The sequence below is a fragment of the Variovorax sp. E3 genome, from assembly GCF_016082275.1.
Classification (GTDB): Bacteria; Pseudomonadota; Gammaproteobacteria; order Burkholderiales; family Burkholderiaceae_C; genus Variovorax.
Genome location: NZ_MOWM01000100.1, coordinates 1 through 13442, shown reverse-complemented (window position 1 = coordinate 13442; position 13442 = coordinate 1). Strand labels below are relative to the sequence as shown.

General features: G+C 67.4%; 15 protein-coding genes and 3 pseudogenes. All 18 read right to left on the bottom strand.

The features are described 5' to 3' along the window. Positions 1-30: 30 nt before the first annotated feature. The 18 genes and pseudogenes from BMG07_RS27220 to BMG07_RS27130 all read right to left on the bottom strand — a co-directional run bounded on the left by BMG07_RS27220 (position 31) and on the right by BMG07_RS27130 (position 13284). Positions 31-441, bottom strand: coding sequence for a hypothetical protein (locus BMG07_RS27220; protein ID WP_269759424.1), 411 nt, complete (start codon positions 439-441; stop codon positions 31-33). Positions 442-464: 23 nt separating this feature from the next. Further along, positions 465-755, bottom strand: a complete 291-nt coding sequence (locus tag BMG07_RS27215) for a hypothetical protein (protein WP_198087144.1) — start codon at positions 753-755, stop codon at positions 465-467. Next, on the bottom strand, positions 752-1744 hold the full coding sequence (locus BMG07_RS27210; RefSeq protein WP_198087143.1) for a glycerophosphodiester phosphodiesterase: 993 nt from the start codon (positions 1742-1744) through the stop codon (positions 752-754). Before BMG07_RS27210 ends, BMG07_RS27215 begins: the two co-directional genes overlap by 4 nt. Continuing rightward, positions 1741-2283: a DUF1439 domain-containing protein gene (locus BMG07_RS27205; RefSeq protein ID WP_269759423.1), complete on the bottom strand. Its 543-nt coding sequence runs from the start codon at positions 2281-2283 to the stop codon at positions 1741-1743. The genes BMG07_RS27210 and BMG07_RS27205 overlap by 4 nt, the downstream gene beginning before the upstream one ends. Before the next feature lie 207 nt (positions 2284-2490). Continuing rightward, entirely contained in the window at positions 2491-2979 is a 489-nt protein-coding gene (locus tag BMG07_RS27200; RefSeq protein ID WP_198087141.1) for a GNAT family N-acetyltransferase, read from the bottom strand. A gap of 23 nt (positions 2980-3002) precedes the next feature. Further along, a complete protein-coding gene (locus BMG07_RS44335) occupies positions 3003-3170 on the bottom strand; it encodes a TonB-dependent receptor (RefSeq protein ID WP_198087156.1) in 168 nt (55 codons plus the stop codon). Continuing rightward, positions 3167-4135, bottom strand: a pseudogene (locus BMG07_RS44325) (TonB-dependent siderophore receptor). The gene BMG07_RS44335 and the pseudogene BMG07_RS44325 overlap by 4 nt, the downstream one beginning before the upstream one ends. Then, positions 4048-5397: a TonB-dependent siderophore receptor gene (locus BMG07_RS27180; RefSeq protein WP_198087138.1), complete on the bottom strand. Its 1350-nt coding sequence runs from the start codon at positions 5395-5397 to the stop codon at positions 4048-4050. Before BMG07_RS27180 ends, BMG07_RS44325 begins: the two are co-directional and overlap by 88 nt. A gap of 199 nt (positions 5398-5596) precedes the next feature. Beyond that, the gene (locus BMG07_RS27175; RefSeq protein ID WP_198087137.1) at positions 5597-6583 is read right to left on the bottom strand and encodes a FecR domain-containing protein; all 987 of its coding nucleotides are present in this window, start codon (positions 6581-6583) and stop codon (positions 5597-5599) included. 120 nt (positions 6584-6703) lie between these two features. Further along, positions 6704-7213, bottom strand: a complete 510-nt coding sequence (locus tag BMG07_RS27170; RefSeq protein ID WP_198087136.1) for a sigma-70 family RNA polymerase sigma factor — start codon at positions 7211-7213, stop codon at positions 6704-6706. Positions 7214-7314: 101 nt separating this feature from the next. Next, a pseudogene (locus BMG07_RS27165) lies at positions 7315-7808 on the bottom strand (AAA family ATPase). 198 nt (positions 7809-8006) lie between these two features. Beyond that, positions 8007-8795, bottom strand: a complete 789-nt coding sequence (locus BMG07_RS27160) for an amino acid ABC transporter ATP-binding protein (RefSeq protein WP_269759422.1) — start codon at positions 8793-8795, stop codon at positions 8007-8009. Beyond that, on the bottom strand, positions 8779-9432 hold the full coding sequence (locus BMG07_RS27155) for an amino acid ABC transporter permease (RefSeq protein ID WP_198087135.1): 654 nt from the start codon (positions 9430-9432) through the stop codon (positions 8779-8781). Before BMG07_RS27155 ends, BMG07_RS27160 begins: the two co-directional genes overlap by 17 nt. A gap of 19 nt (positions 9433-9451) precedes the next feature. Then, positions 9452-10113 (bottom strand): annotated as a pseudogene (locus tag BMG07_RS27150) (amino acid ABC transporter permease). Positions 10114-10128: 15 nt separating this feature from the next. Then, complete coding sequence (locus tag BMG07_RS27145) at positions 10129-10932, bottom strand: transporter substrate-binding domain-containing protein (RefSeq protein ID WP_198087134.1); 804 nt, start codon at positions 10930-10932, stop codon at positions 10129-10131. Further along, entirely contained in the window at positions 10929-11711 is a 783-nt protein-coding gene (locus BMG07_RS27140) for a GntR family transcriptional regulator (RefSeq protein WP_198087133.1), read from the bottom strand. The genes BMG07_RS27145 and BMG07_RS27140 overlap by 4 nt, the downstream gene beginning before the upstream one ends. A 134-nt stretch (positions 11712-11845) precedes the next feature. Beyond that, positions 11846-12583, bottom strand: a complete 738-nt coding sequence (locus BMG07_RS27135) for a tetratricopeptide repeat protein (RefSeq protein WP_198087132.1) — start codon at positions 12581-12583, stop codon at positions 11846-11848. Beyond that, positions 12580-13284 (bottom strand): hypothetical protein, encoded by a 705-nt coding sequence (locus BMG07_RS27130; protein WP_198087131.1) that lies wholly within the window; start codon positions 13282-13284, stop codon positions 12580-12582. The genes BMG07_RS27135 and BMG07_RS27130 overlap by 4 nt, the downstream gene beginning before the upstream one ends. Between the last annotated feature and the right edge of the window lie 158 nt (positions 13285-13442).

Sequence of the window (13442 nt, the reverse complement as noted above, 5' to 3'; positions counted from 1 at the left end):
ACGGGCAGGGAGATCAGGAAATGGGCGGCTTCAGGCCCTGGGCGGGCTCCGCGCTGGCGAAGCGGCTCGCGTGTGCCGCGGGCGGCGCCTGGGGCGCGCTGTGCACGATGTCGATGAGGGGCATGCCGCCGAGCGCCACGGTGTGGCAGACCTGGCAGGCGGTGCAGGTGCCGCAGCCTGGTGGTCGGTGCCGCTGTGGCTGCTGCTGCTGGTGTCGTCGTGCGAGCCGGCGTGGTCGGCCATCATCGACATGGCCATGTCCATGCCGCCGCCGGCTTCCATCGCCTCGTGGCAATGGGCCTCGGTGGCCGCCGCCGTCGCCATGGAAACGGACGAGGTCGCGGGCATCGAATGCCGCACCATCTCGACCGCCATGGCATCGCCGAGCCAGCCGCGAATGGGCAGCAGGGCGATCATGAGGGCGAGCAGCAGGGTGCGCATGGCGCGGATGATAAACCGGGGCCCTAAGCCACCAGTTGGCCGCGGGCCTTGTCGGCCCACACCTGCAGGTTGTCGAGCAGGTCTTTCTGGCTGAACGAGCAGCTTTCTTCGCTGAAGAGCGCGCTCGACTCGAGCCGGTCGAGCAGGTTCAGCAGGACCTCGCCGTAACGCGGCGGCAGGGCGGCGAGCAGTTCGGTGCTGGCGCGCGCGTCGTTGGACAGCGTGGTGACGGAGCCGTCGCCGCCATTGCTGCGCAGCGTAGCGATGCGCGCGGCAATGGCGTCGAGCTGCGCCGTGGCGGCCTGGTTGCTCATGGCGTGGTCTTTCCGGGTGGCGGCAGCGACAGCCCGCGCTCGCGCATCAGGTCGCGCAGGATGTCGGGGTAGTCGGTGATGAGGCCGTCGGCGCCCCAGTCCATCAGCCGCTGCATGTCGGCGCGCTGGTTCACGGTCCAGGGCAGCACCTTGAGGCCGAGCTTCTGCGCTTCCTTGATGACGGCGGGAGACAGGTCGCCGTAGGCCGGCGACCAGATCACCGGGCCGGGCCCGTTGGCCGACGCGGCCCTGACCATCTGCGGCACCGAGGCAAAGCTCGCCAGTTCCAGGCCGGCCGTCCAGCGGCTGTCCTTCAGCGTGCGGGGCGTGGTGAGGTAGGCGCGCGGCAGCTGCGGCGCGAGCTGGCCGACCAGCGCCAGCGTGCGCCAGTCGAAGCTCTGGATGGTCACGCGGTCGGCCATCTTCGCCTTGTCGATTTCGGCCAGCAGCGCGCGCACCATCGGCTCGGGCGCGGCGGTTTCGTCGGGCTTGCCGGGGTCGACCTTGGTCTCGATGTTGAAGCGCACCGTGGCCGCGTTGGCGCCGCGCGCCTGCACCTGGGCGAACAGCGCGGCCAGCGCCGGAATGCGCTCGCCGTCGCGCGGCTGCTGCAGCGCGAACTGCTTGCCGTAGTTGCTCGACGGGTTCAGGCGGCCCACGTCGTAGGTCTGCAGCTGCGCCAGCGTGAGCGAGCGGATCGCGGCGCCGCTCCTGGGCGCGAGCCAGGCGCCGCCGGCGTCGCGCGTGTGGTCGGGGTTGAGCGAGGTGTCGTGCGAGATCACGACCACGCCGTCGGCCGTGAGCCCGATGTCGAGCTCCAGCGTGGTCACGCCCAGGTCGATGGCGTTGTTGAACGCCGCCAGCGTGTTCTCGGGCGCCAGCCCGCGCCCGCCCCGGTGGGCCTCGAGGTCGAAGTGCTGCTTGGCCGTGGGCGTGATGGCCGCGCAGCCGGCGGCGAGCAGGGCAGTGGCGAGGAGCGCGTATTTCATTTGAGCTGTACCTTGATGCCGGTGTCCAGCACCGTGATGTCGCCGACCTCGTAGGTCTTGCGGCCGACCGTCAGTTCGTCGGCGGTGAAGCTGCGCAGTATCTGGCCTTGCAGCAGCTCCTGCGCCACCACCGCGCCCACTTTCTGCAGCCGCTCGGCGTCGCGCCCTTCCACGCCCTGCAGCTCGAGCTTTTCGGCCTTGGGCTGGTCCAGGCGCAGCGCGCGCGTGGCGGCGTCGTATTTCAGCGCGCTGCTGACCGAAACCACGCCTTGCACCGGCGACGCCGCGAGCAGGGGGCTCGCGATGGTCAGCGTGGCCGTGATGGCTGCGCGGTTGGTTTGCCCATTGAGGCCCAGCTGCGGGTCGCGCAGGCCGACCATGAAGATCTCCGCATAGCGCTCGGCCACCGGAAAGCGCTTGGCGATCTGCGCCTGCAGCTCGTCGCGCGTGGCGGTGTATTCGCTGGTGAAGAAGTTGAAGCCAGCCAGCGCCGCGAACGGCGCCTGCAGGGCCGCGGCGCCCAGCAGCGCGCGCAGCATCCGACGGCGATAGGGAAGAGGAGCAAAAGAACGGATGTGCATACCTTGCCGAGCTTGCCACAGGCGCAAACGTTCCCCGGGGCCGGGTGTTGTTGGCATGCGCATTTGTCTGGCGGGGTTAAATTTTGTAATAAAAATGATTGACGCGCGACCCGCGCACCCGGAGCGCCGGCGGCCCGGCTTCCGCTCGGCGCGCTGCGCACACTGCTAGCCGTCGAGCGGCAACGCGTAGCGCGCGAAAGACCTGCTGCCCTTGTGGATCTCGCTGTGCAGCGAGAACCCGAAGCCTTCGTACAGACGGCGCAGCGCGGCGCGGTCCGCCACGCAGTCGAGCCGCAGGCACTGCCGGCCCAGGCCGCGCGCATGTTCGCGCGCAAAGGTCAGCAGCAGGGCCGGCACGCCTTGCCCGGCCCAGGCCCTGCGCACGGCCAGCTTGTGCACGAACACCGAACTCCCGCTGTCGATCTCGGGCCAGAAGTTCGGGTCTTCGAGGTCGAGCCGCATTACGCCGGCCACGTCGCCGTCGTGGCGCGCAATGAAGTAGCGGCCGGCATCGGTGTCGCGCTGGATGCGTTCCAGCCCGATGTCGGTGGCCGACCACAGCGGCCGGCCTTCGGCGGCGATCCACTGGGCGGCTTCGTTCAACACGGCCGCCACGGTGGCGGCCTCTTCAGGGCGGGCTTGTTCGATCTGCATCGGGCCCGAGCATAGAGAAATAACTATTGCCAGCGGTAGCGTGCCGTGAGCGTCGCTGTTCGGCGGGTGCCTTGGTAGCACTCTCCGTGGTAGCAGATGGAGTTGTACTTCTTGTCCGCCAGGTTGGAGATGTTGAGTGCGAAGCGCCAGGGGCCGCGTTCGTAGTGCGCGGCCGCGTCGAAGAGCGTCACGCCGCGCTCGAATGTGGAGTTGGACTCGTCGTTCTGGCGTTTGCGACGTAGCGCACGCCACCGCCGAATCCCACGCCGTTGCCCAGCGTGTAGTCGAGCCACACCGAGGCGGACTGCTTGGGCACGAGCGGCGGGATCTTGCCGACTTCGCCCGGATCAGCGCTGTCGAGCACCTTCATGTCCAGCCAGGTGTATGCGGCGGCGAGGTTCAGGCCCGGTGCGATCTCGCCCTTGGCCTAGAGTTCGATGCCGCGGGAGCGCTGCCTGCCGATCTGGCGTCCCTCGCCGGTTGCCGGGTCGTAGGTCACCACGTTGGTCTTGCGCAGGTCGAAGGCTGCGGCGGTGAACAGGGTGCGCGTGCCGACGGGCTGGAACTTGACGCCAACTTCCACCTGTTTGCCGCGGCTGGGCTTGAAGGGTTCGCTGTTCGCGTCGACCCCGCTGTTGGGCAGGAAGGACGTGACATGGCTGATGTAGGGCGCCCAGCCGCTGCTGAACAGGTAGGTCAGGCCCGCCCGGCCACTGAACGCGCTGTCCGATTGCCGGGTATGGCTCGTGTCCAGGTAGTCGTCGGTGAGCTGGCGCACATGATCCTGGCGGCCGCCGAGGGTGACGACCCAGTGCTCGCCGAACTTGATCTGGTCCTGGGCATAGAAACCGGTCTGGCGTGTCGACTGGGCCAGGTGGCTCAGCGGGTCGGTCGGCATCGTCACGGCCTGGCCGTAGACAGGGGCGAACAGGTCGAGGTCGGGGGCCGGGCCGATGAAGCGCCGCTGCTTGCCTTTCTGGTCGCTGTAGTCGACACCCAGCAGCACCGTGTGTTGAACGGCGCCGTACTGCAGCTTGCCCTGCACGCTGGTGTCGAGCACCGTCAGGTTCACGGGGTCGTTCCAGGTCCGGGCGATGCGGGAGAGCGTGTGCTGGTCTTCGCCGAGCGAGTCGATCCAGACGACGCGCCGGTCCATGGCGATCTGGCTGTAGCGGAAGTCTGGCGAAGGGTCCAGCTGTCGTTCAGGGCCGTCTCGAAGCGGTAACCGACGGCGCTCGAGGTCTGCTTGAGCTGGCCGAAGCTGTGGTCACCCATCTTGATGGGGTACTGAACGTAGTTCTGGGCGAAGTAGTAGGGGTCTTCGGCCGTGTTGTTCCTGAGGTACTCGCCGAAGACCGTCAACGAGGTGGACGCATTGGGCTGCCAGCGCACCGAAGGCGCGATGTAGGAGCGCGTGTGGTTCAGCTTGCGGCCGTCGGGGTACCGGTCCTGGTCGTTGCCGTCCAGGCCCACGCCGATCAGGCGGTAGCTCAGGTCGGTGTTGCCGCCGATCTTGTCGCCGAGGTCGAACGCCAGTTGCTTGCGTTGGAAGCTGCCGTACTGGACTTCGATCTCGCGCACCCGTTCGCCGGGCTCCTTGCTCACGCGGTTGACGATGCCGCCTGCATCCGCCTTGCCGAAGACCATCGATGCCGGGCCGCGCAGCACCTCCACGCGCTCCAGGGCGTAGGGCTCGGTCAGGTAGTAGGTAGGCAGGAACCCCGGTTGGCCGAGTCCGTCCCGGTAGATGCCAGTGACGCCGGCCTCGAAGCCCCGCAGCAGGATGTATTCCCAACTGCGGTTGTCGGGGCCGTAGGTGCTTGTGGTGACGCCGGGCGTGTAGCGCACGGCGTCCATGACGTCCTGTGCGCCGCGCGCGTCCATTTCGGCGCGGCCGATGACCGAGATCGACTGCGGCACCTCGATGAGCGGTGTGTCGGTCTTGGTGGCCGTGGCGCTGATCCGCGCGGCGTAGCCGAGCAGGGGGCCGGTGGCGGTTTCGCGCTCGGCTTCGGCCGTCACCCGCACCGTGGGGAGCGTGCGCGCGTCGGCGGCCGGTGCGGGTTCGGCAGGCGCGGGCTGGCTGCGCAGCACGTAGCCACCGTTGTCCAGCCGCACCGCCTGCAGGCCGGTGCCACCGAGCAGGGCGGCCAGCGCTTCCTGCTGCGTGAACTGCCCGCGCACGCCGGCAGTGCGCTTGCCCTCGGTCTGGTCGGCAACGAAGGTCAGCGGCAGGTTGGCCGCGCTGGCAAAGCTGCGCAGGGCCGGGACCAGGGGGCCTGCGGGCACGTTGTAGTTCTGGCGTGCCGCCTGCGCCTGCTGGCCGGCGGGTGCCTGGGCGAGCGCTGCGCCGGGAGGCACGGCCAGCAGGGCAAGGCCGCAGACGGCCATCGACACGGCGTGGGCCACGGGCCTCATGGCAGGCGCCGGAAAGGCGGAAGTGGCGGTGGTCTCGCGAGCCTGTCGGCTGTCTTGGTGTCGGTGCTGGCGCCCGTTGGTCGGCATGGTGGTCTCTCGAAGTGATTGCTGAAAAAAAGCCCTCACTTGGTAGGTGCCGCGAGAAATCGAATCGGGCAGGCGGAAACGGCAAATTCTTGAAAAAAAGTTGAGAGATGCCTTATTTCGCAGACTCCACCGTCGCCCAGAGCTTGGTGCGTGTGCGCACCTGCACCGGGAGCACGCTGGGCAGCATCGCAAGGATGCGGTCGGTGTCTGCGAGCGGAAACACGCCCGAAAAGCGCAGGCTGGCCACCGCAGGGTCGCAACGCACGATGCCGGGCCGGTAGCGGCCGAGCTCTTCGATGAAGTCGCCCAGGCGCATGTCGTCGGCAATGAGCTGGCCCAGTGTCCAGGCCGAGGTCTGGTCGTCGACCACGGCGAGTGCGTTGATGTCCGCCGCAGTGAAGGTGGTGCGTTCGCCGGCGTGCAGCAGGCGGGGGGCGCCGGGCGTGGCCGAAGGCGTGATCTCGACCGCGCTCTCCAGCACGGCAACGCGGGTGCGGCCGCTTTGCTGGCGCACGCTGAAGCGAGTGCCGAGCGCGCGGATGCGTCCTTCGGCGGTGTCGACGACAAAGGGCCGGCTGTCGCTGCGGGCGTGGCCTGTGACGATCATCACTTCGCCCGCCAACAGACGAACCAGGCGCCGCTCGCCGTCGAAGCGCACGTCGATGGCACTCGCCGTGTTGAGGGTGATGCGCGTGCCGTCGTCCAGCGACACGCTGCGCTGTTCGCCGGTGCCCGTGCGGTAGTCGGCGACCGTTTGGCGCCAGGTCTGGGTGCGTGACGCGAGCACGCCGGTGGCGCCGGCCGTGCCGAGCCAGAAGAGCGCGCGCATGGCTCTGCGGCGGCCCGGCGCGACGGTGCGATCGGCTGCAAGCGAAAGCGCCGAGTGGGCGGCTGCGGGGTGCAAGCCCTTGAGGCGCGCGGCGAAGTTCTCGATGTGCTGCCACGCGCGTTCGTTGTCGGGGTTGCGCCGGCGCCATTGTTGCCAGCGCTGGCGGTCTTCGTCGGTGGCCTCGCCGGACATCAGCAGGGTGAGCCATTCGGACGCTTCGTCGGCCGTGGTGTCGCTGAAAGGGTGGGCGTTGTTCGGGGCTGTCAGCATTTCAGCTTTCTGCCGTGCCGTTGTTTGGGGCGTGTGCACTGCACACCTTCGGCGGGAGCGCGCTCTGAACAACGACGTACGGCACGCACGCAGCCGAAAACCAGAAGGCGGTGCGACATTTCAGCCAGCCAGGTTGAAGAAGCACTGCCGGTTGGCACGCGACAGGTACTGCTTCACCGAACTGGCCGACACGCCCAGCCGCTCGGCAATCTCCGCATAGCTCAGACCTTCGAGATGCGCCAGCAGAAAGGCTTCCTTCACGGCCGGCGGCAGGCTGTCGAGTACGCGGTCGATCTGGTGCAATGCCTCGATGGCCAGCAGCTGCACTTCGGGCGAGGGCGCCATGTCCTGCGGCAAGGCAGCCAGCGCCTCGAGGTAGCTCTCTTCCAGGATCTGACGACGATGCCGGTGCGCCATCAGTCGCCGGGCGATCGTTGCAAGGAAGGGGCGCGGTTCGCGGATCTCGCCCGGCGCACCTGCCGTAATCACGCTGACAAAGGTGTCCTGCGCCAGGTCGGCCGCAGCGAATGAATCGCCGAGCTTGCGGCGCAGCCATGTCTGCAGCCACCCGTGGTGATCGCAATAGAGCGTCTGCACTTGCTGATGCAAGACGGACTCGGCGGCAGACATGGCTTCCCTCTCGGCCAGCTGCCTGGCATGGGTTCAAAGATAATGAGAACGTTTCTCATTAATTTTAAGTGAGTCGAATTGGCCAGCGCAACCGTTGTGTCTCATCGATGCCGCACCACGTCGAAGCCTTCGTCGCCGTCGGCGGCGCGAAGTGGCTGCTGATCAGGTCGAACTGTGCGTCCGAGGTCTCGAAGGCGTGCGTGCCCGACGCATTGCGCGCGCGCAGCCGCTGCTTGCACACGTCATCGGGCACGTCGAGAAAATGCAGCCTGTGCGCCGCGCCGGCCTGCTCGAAGATGCCGCGCATCCAGGCGCGGTTGGCGATCGTGTTGGCGGGAAAGTCGAGCACCACCGACACGCCGGCCTTCAGCAGCGCGGCCACGTGCTCCGCCATCGCCGTCTTCAGCCGTGTGGATGCGCGCACATAGTCGGGCAGCTCGCGGATCTCGCCGGGGTACAGCGCGGCGAGCCAGGTGTCCTCGCTGATGCGTACCGTGGCGGGTTCGGCGGCCAGCCGCTGGGTCAGCGTCGACTTGCCCGCGGCGATCTTGCCGCAGACCATGTGAAGCACGGGGGTGGTGGGATTCGACAGCATCGTTCGTTCTCCTGTGAGGGTGGTCTTGAAGGAACCCCAGGAGACAAAAAAACCCGCCTCGTGGGGCGGGTCGTATGGCGTGTGTCTTGTGAAACCGCGCGCTACCCCACCATCTCTCGGATGGTGCGAATAATCGAAGCGATCTGCAGGTGGGCCATGGCGCGAGGATAGCGCAGCGCGCCGGCCCCGATCAACCGGTCAGTCGTGCAGCGACGACAAAAACTGCTTGAGCTCCGCCGTCTGCGGATTGCCGAACAGCTCCGCCGGCGGCCCCATCTCGTGCACGCGCCCCTGGTGCATGAAGATCACGCGGTCACTGACCTTGCGCGCGAAGCTCATCTCGTGCGTGACCATCAAGAGCGTCATGCCCTCGTCGGCCAGCGACTCCACCACGCGCAGCACTTCGCCCACCAGTTCGGGGTCGAGCGCCGAGGTGATCTCGTCGCACAGCAGCACGGCCGGCTCCATGGCCAGCGCGCGGGCGATGGCCACGCGCTGCTGCTGGCCGCCCGAGAGTTGGTCGGGCATGGCGTCGAACTTCTCGGCCAGGCCCACGCGGTCGAGCAGCTTGCGCGCCTGCGAGGCGGCTTCGAGGCCGCCGCGCTTTTTCACCAGCGTGGGCGCGAGCATCACGTTCTTGCCGACCGTCAGGTGCGGGAACAGGTTGAAGCTCTGGAAGATCATGCCCACGCGCTGGCGCAGCTCGCGCATGGCCATGGCGCTTTCGTGCAGCAGCGGCTTGCCGTCGACGGTGAGCGCGCCTTCCTGGAACTCCTCGAGCCCGTTGATGCAACGCAGCAGCGTGCTCTTGCCCGAGCCGCTCTTGCCGATGATGGCGATGACTTCGCCGCGCTTGACCTCCAGGTCGATGCCCTTGAGCACTTCGTTGGTGCCGTACGACTTGCGCAGCGCGGTGATGCGCACGATGGGCGCGCCCACCGAGGTGGCGGGTTGCTGTGTTTGTTGTTGTTCAAGCACGGCGGCCATGGGTTTTCCTCTCGAGTTTCTTGGCGTACAGGCTCACGGGAAAGCACAGCACGAAGTAAAGCAGGGCCACGCAGCTGAACACCACGAAGGGCTGGAAGGTGGCGTTCGAAATCATGCTGCCGGCCTTGGTGAGTTCGACGAAGCCGATCACCGACGCCAGCGCCGTGCCCTTGATGACCTGCACCAGGAAGCCGACCGTCGGCGCAATGGCGATCTTCACGGCCTGCGGCAGGATCACGTGGCGCATCTGCTCGCCGAAGCTCAGCGCCAGGCTGCCCGAGGCTTCCCATTGCCCCTTCGGGATCGAGGCCACGCAGCCGCGCCAGATCTCGGTGAGAAAGGCGCTGGTGTACAGCGTGAGCGCCACGCTGGCGGCGGTCCACGCCGACACGTCGATGCCGAACAGCGCAATGCCGAAGTAGGCCAGGAACAGCTGCATCAGCAGCGGCGTGCCCTGGAAGAGCTGCACGTACAGGCCCACGGCGCGGTTTGCCGCCTTGCCGCCGCGCAGCCGCAGTAACAGCAGCGCCGCCCCCACGATGCCGCCGCCGACAAAGGCGATGAGCGAAAGCACGGCGGTCCAGCGCAGCGCCATCAGCAGGTTGCGCAGGATGTCCCAGAGAGAAAAATCAGACATACGGGGTGGCCTCTGGCGTTCAGCGGCCGAAGAAGAACTTCGGTCCCGCCCAGTCGAGCAGCCGCCGCAGCGTGACCGACAGCGCGAGGTAGATCAGCGTGGCAACGATGAAAGCCTCGAAGGCGCGGAAGTTGCGGCTCTGGATGAGGTTGGCCGCGTAGCTCAGCTCCTCGGTCGAGATCTGCCCGCACACGGCCGAGCCCAGCATCACGATGACGATCTGGCTCACCATGGCCGGCCACACCTTCTTGAGCGCGGGCGGCAGCACCACGCGCAGGAACACCTGCGACTTGCTCAGCGCCAGGCTCACCGCGGCCTCGATCTGCCCCTTGGGCGTGGCCTCGATGCCGGCGCGGATGATCTCGGTGGAGTAGGCGCCCAGGTTCAGCACCATCGCGATCACCGACGCCACCTCGGGCGAGAGCTTGACGCCCGCCGCCGGCAGCCCGAAGAAGATGAAGAACAGCTGCACGATGAACGGCGTGTTGCGGATCAGTTCCACATACGTGCCCACGACGATGCGCAGCCACGCGGCCCGTGCGCGCGGGCCCAGGCGCAGAAGGTGCCGACGATCATGCCCAGCACGGTGCCCACGGCCGTGAGGCCGATGGTCCATGCCACGCCGCGCAGCAGCAGCGGCCATTCCGACAGAACCGCCCCGAAGTCGAATTCGATGTTCATGGCCGCGCGGTTCGATCAGACGGGCAGGTCGCCGGCGGCCTTGCCCAGCCACTTCTTCGACATGGCGTCCAGGGTGCCGTCCTTCTTGGCGGCGGCGATGATCTCGTTGACCTTGGCCTTCAATGCGGTTTCGCCCTTGGCGATGCCGACGAAACAGGGGCTGTCTTTCAGCAGCAGCTTGAACTCGGCGCTCACCTTCGGGTTCTTGGCGAGCATGTCGCCGGCGACCGCCGCGCTGGTCGCAAGGGTTTGCGTCTGGCCGGCCACGAAGGCCGCGATGGTCGCGTTGTTGTCCTCGAAGCGGCGGTAGTCGACGTTCGGTGGCGCCACCTTGTTCAGTTCCTGGTCTTCCATCGCGCCGCGCGTCACGGCGACGGTCTTGCCGGCCATGTCGGCGAAGGCGGTGAGCTTCATGCTCTTGGCCGCGTACACGGCCTGGAAGAAGGGCGCATAGGCCGAGGAGAAGTCGATGACTTTCTCGCGCTCGGGGTTCTTGCCGAGCGTGGAGATCACGAGGTCGGCCTTCTTCGTCTGCAGGTACGGAATGCGGTTGGCGCTGGTCACGGGCACCAGCTCGATCTTCACGCCCAGCTTGGCGGCGATGAGCTCGGCCATTTCCACGTCCAGGCCTTGCGGCTTCATGTTCTTGTCGACCGAGCCGTAGGGCGGGTAGTCGGTCGGCACGGCGATCTTGATGGTCTTGGCCTTCAGCACGTTGTCGAGCGCGTTCTGGGCCTGCGCGGCGCCGGTGGCGGCCAGCATGGCCACGGACACCACGGCGAGCGCGAAGTGGCGTTTGGACAGGAAAGAGAAGGTCATAGCAGGGCTCCTAGGTAAGTCGAAGAATCGGATGCGGGTGGGGCCGTGCCGGCGCCGGCCTTGCGGCGCTTGCCCTTGGCGGCGACGGCGGCCTGTGTGTTGTGCAGCGGCGCCAGCGCGTCGCGCAGTTGCGCGAGCGGGTCGGTGGGCGCCTGCACGCGCAGCGCCGCCTGCACCGTGCCGATGTGTTCGGCCATCAGCGCCTCGGCGGCGGCGTGGTCGCCGCGCTCCAGCGCCGCGACGATCTGCACATGGTCTTCGCACGACTGCACCGCGTCGTGCGTCGACTGGTAGAGCATGGCGATCAGCGTGGTGCGCGCGGTGTAGTCGCGCAGCGTGTCGGCCAGCAGCGTGTTGCCCAGGCACTCGGCCAGGCACACATGGAAGTCGCCCAGCAGGAAGCTGCGGTTGCCGACGTCGCTTTCTTTCAGTGCGGCCTTTTCACGCTGAAGGTGCGCCTTCAATTGGCGCAGGGCCGGTTTTTCGATCTTGCCGGCGCTGCCCGCGCTGCGGATGAGCCCCAGCTCGATGACGCGCCGCGCCTCGAAAGCCTCGCGCGCCTCGTCCTGCGAGGGCTCGATGACGAACCAGCCGCGCCGCGCGCTCACCGTGACGATGCCGCGCGCGGCCAGCCGCGTGAGGGCTTCGCGCACGATGGTGCGGCTGCAGTCGAACAGCATGGCCAGCTGCTGCTCGCCCAGGCGCGAACCCGGCGCGAGCTTTTGCGCCATCACCGCTTCGACGATGCGTGCACTGATTTCGGATGCGGAGATGGCCATGGGCCTGCATACCAGCAGCTTCTGTGCCAACTGGTATGCAAGCTATGTGCACCAAAAAGAGGCCTGCGGGCCTCTCGGCTTTTCAGACCGAGCCGGAAGGTCGCCCCTTCCTTCGCTCCGGGTTGTGTTGACGGCTATCTGGCGACGAAGGTCTCGACGTCGTAGCCGTACCGTGAAAGCAGCGCATCGAAGGGCGCTTGCCGCAGCGAAACCAGCAGTCGCGCACGATCGTCCGGCTTGGTGTTGGCACCCAGCAGTTCCTTGCCCCGATCGAGATCCTTTTGGGCCGATTCGCGCCGGCCTTGCGCGTCGTACGCGACGGCACGGTACAGGTACGCCCACGCATACGTCGGTTGGTAGGTCAGTCCCTCGGTGAAGGCTTCGGTCGCTTCGGGCCACTGCTGGAGATCGCTCAAGGTCCTGCCCAGGTGGTAGTAGGCCGGCATGCCCGACAGGCCGAACCGCTCGTCCTGCATCTTGCGAAGCAACTCGAGTGCCTTGGCGGGTTGGCCTGTGTCCCGGTACAGCGACGCGAGGTTGATGAAGTCCCATGCCTCGCGACGTGGCATCAGGCGCTGGGATTCTTCGAGGTCACGGATTGCCTCGTCGTTCTGTTCGAGCTGCCTTCTCGCATAGCTGCGCATCTTCAGCGCCAGGCCCTTCAGGATGGCGGTCTGCGGTCCGCTCTCGATGCAACGGGTCCAGAGCGCCACGGCCCGCTCCGGTTGCTCGTACCCGTCCTTGCTGGCGGCCAGGGGCAGGTTGCCGGCGGCGCGGCATGCGCCCTGGCCCGTGAGTGGCCCCGACGCGCAGCCGGCGATGGCCAGTCCCAGCGCGGCGGCCAGGACGAGTTTGATGCCTGTCTCGCTCATTGCTGCAGCGACGCGGGAAGGTCGGGACGCACGCGCTCCAGCAAGGGCGGCGTGACGGAGCCTTGCAAGGCGCAGGAGACCTTGGTCCGGCCGGGCGCCTCGTCGGCTTCGACGAGCAGCACGCGCTCGACCGTGCCCTTCTGCGTCACCGATCCGGACTGGCCGCCACGGCGCCATGCGTCGATGGGATCGCCGATTCGCCGGCTTTCCGCGCGCGCCCATTCGTCGCCCATCTTCACGACGCGCTGGGCCGGCGGCAGCAGGCGGTTGAGGGCGTCAGCGGCCGTATCGGGCGTGCCTTCGACGTCGAACCCCCACCAGAGGAACGCGCCCATCGTCGCGTCGTAGCTCACCTCGTTGCGCCAACCGATCAGGCGCAGGCCTGCCACGTCGATCGGCCGTGCGAAAGACTGTCGCTGTCCTTTCTGCGCCCGTGGATCGGCCACCGTGGGGGCGGCCACCGCGCCGTTCATGGTGACTTCGACGCCCGATCCGAAGAGCTGCGGCTTCTGGCCCAGCAAGGTGAAAAACGACGCATCGCATTGCGTGAATGCGATGAGCGCCGTCTTGGTTGCGTCCAGATCGGGTGCGAGATTGGCGGGCGTCGTGCCGGCTGCGCCGGCCGGGAAAGATATGGCCGTGAAACAAGCCAGGGTCGCCATGCGGCGGCCGAAGCCGATGTGGTCTTGATGTGAGCGCATTGCGCGATTCCTCCGATTCGATTGCGTTGCCCTTGTCGTCACCAGCGATGCAGGCCGCCCTCCATGCGACAAGGTGTGGGCACTATAAGAGGCCTGGAAACGTCGGCGGACGCGCTTTCGCATCGGGCAAGGCAATCGCAAAGAAGTTGGCACTGGTG

Bases quoted from the DNA above. Each gene is read 5' to 3' on its own strand.
- BMG07_RS27220 (WP_269759424.1), bottom strand. From the start codon at position 441: ATGCGCACCCTGCTGCTCGCCCTCATGATCGCCCTGCTGCCCATTCGC.
- BMG07_RS27215 (WP_198087144.1), bottom strand. From the start codon at position 755: ATGAGCAACCAGGCCGCCACGGCGCAGCTCGACGCCATTGCCGCGCGC.
- BMG07_RS27210 (WP_198087143.1), bottom strand. From the start codon at position 1,744: ATGAAATACGCGCTCCTCGCCACTGCCCTGCTCGCCGCCGGCTGCGCG.
- BMG07_RS27205 (WP_269759423.1), bottom strand. From the start codon at position 2,283: ATGCTGCGCGCGCTGCTGGGCGCCGCGGCCCTGCAGGCGCCGTTCGCG.
- BMG07_RS27200 (WP_198087141.1), bottom strand. From the start codon at position 2,979: ATGCAGATCGAACAAGCCCGCCCTGAAGAGGCCGCCACCGTGGCGGCC.
- BMG07_RS27180 (WP_198087138.1), bottom strand. From the start codon at position 5,397: ATGAGGCCCGTGGCCCACGCCGTGTCGATGGCCGTCTGCGGCCTTGCC.
- BMG07_RS27175 (WP_198087137.1), bottom strand. From the start codon at position 6,583: ATGCTGACAGCCCCGAACAACGCCCACCCTTTCAGCGACACCACGGCC.
- BMG07_RS27170 (WP_198087136.1), bottom strand. From the start codon at position 7,213: ATGTCTGCCGCCGAGTCCGTCTTGCATCAGCAAGTGCAGACGCTCTAT.
- BMG07_RS27160 (WP_269759422.1), bottom strand. From the start codon at position 8,795: ATGGCCGCCGTGCTTGAACAACAACAAACACAGCAACCCGCCACCTCG.
- BMG07_RS27155 (WP_198087135.1), bottom strand. From the start codon at position 9,432: ATGTCTGATTTTTCTCTCTGGGACATCCTGCGCAACCTGCTGATGGCG.
- BMG07_RS27145 (WP_198087134.1), bottom strand. From the start codon at position 10,932: ATGACCTTCTCTTTCCTGTCCAAACGCCACTTCGCGCTCGCCGTGGTG.
- BMG07_RS27140 (WP_198087133.1), bottom strand. From the start codon at position 11,711: ATGGCCATCTCCGCATCCGAAATCAGTGCACGCATCGTCGAAGCGGTG.
- BMG07_RS27135 (WP_198087132.1), bottom strand. From the start codon at position 12,583: ATGAGCGAGACAGGCATCAAACTCGTCCTGGCCGCCGCGCTGGGACTG.
- BMG07_RS27130 (WP_198087131.1), bottom strand. From the start codon at position 13,284: ATGCGCTCACATCAAGACCACATCGGCTTCGGCCGCCGCATGGCGACC.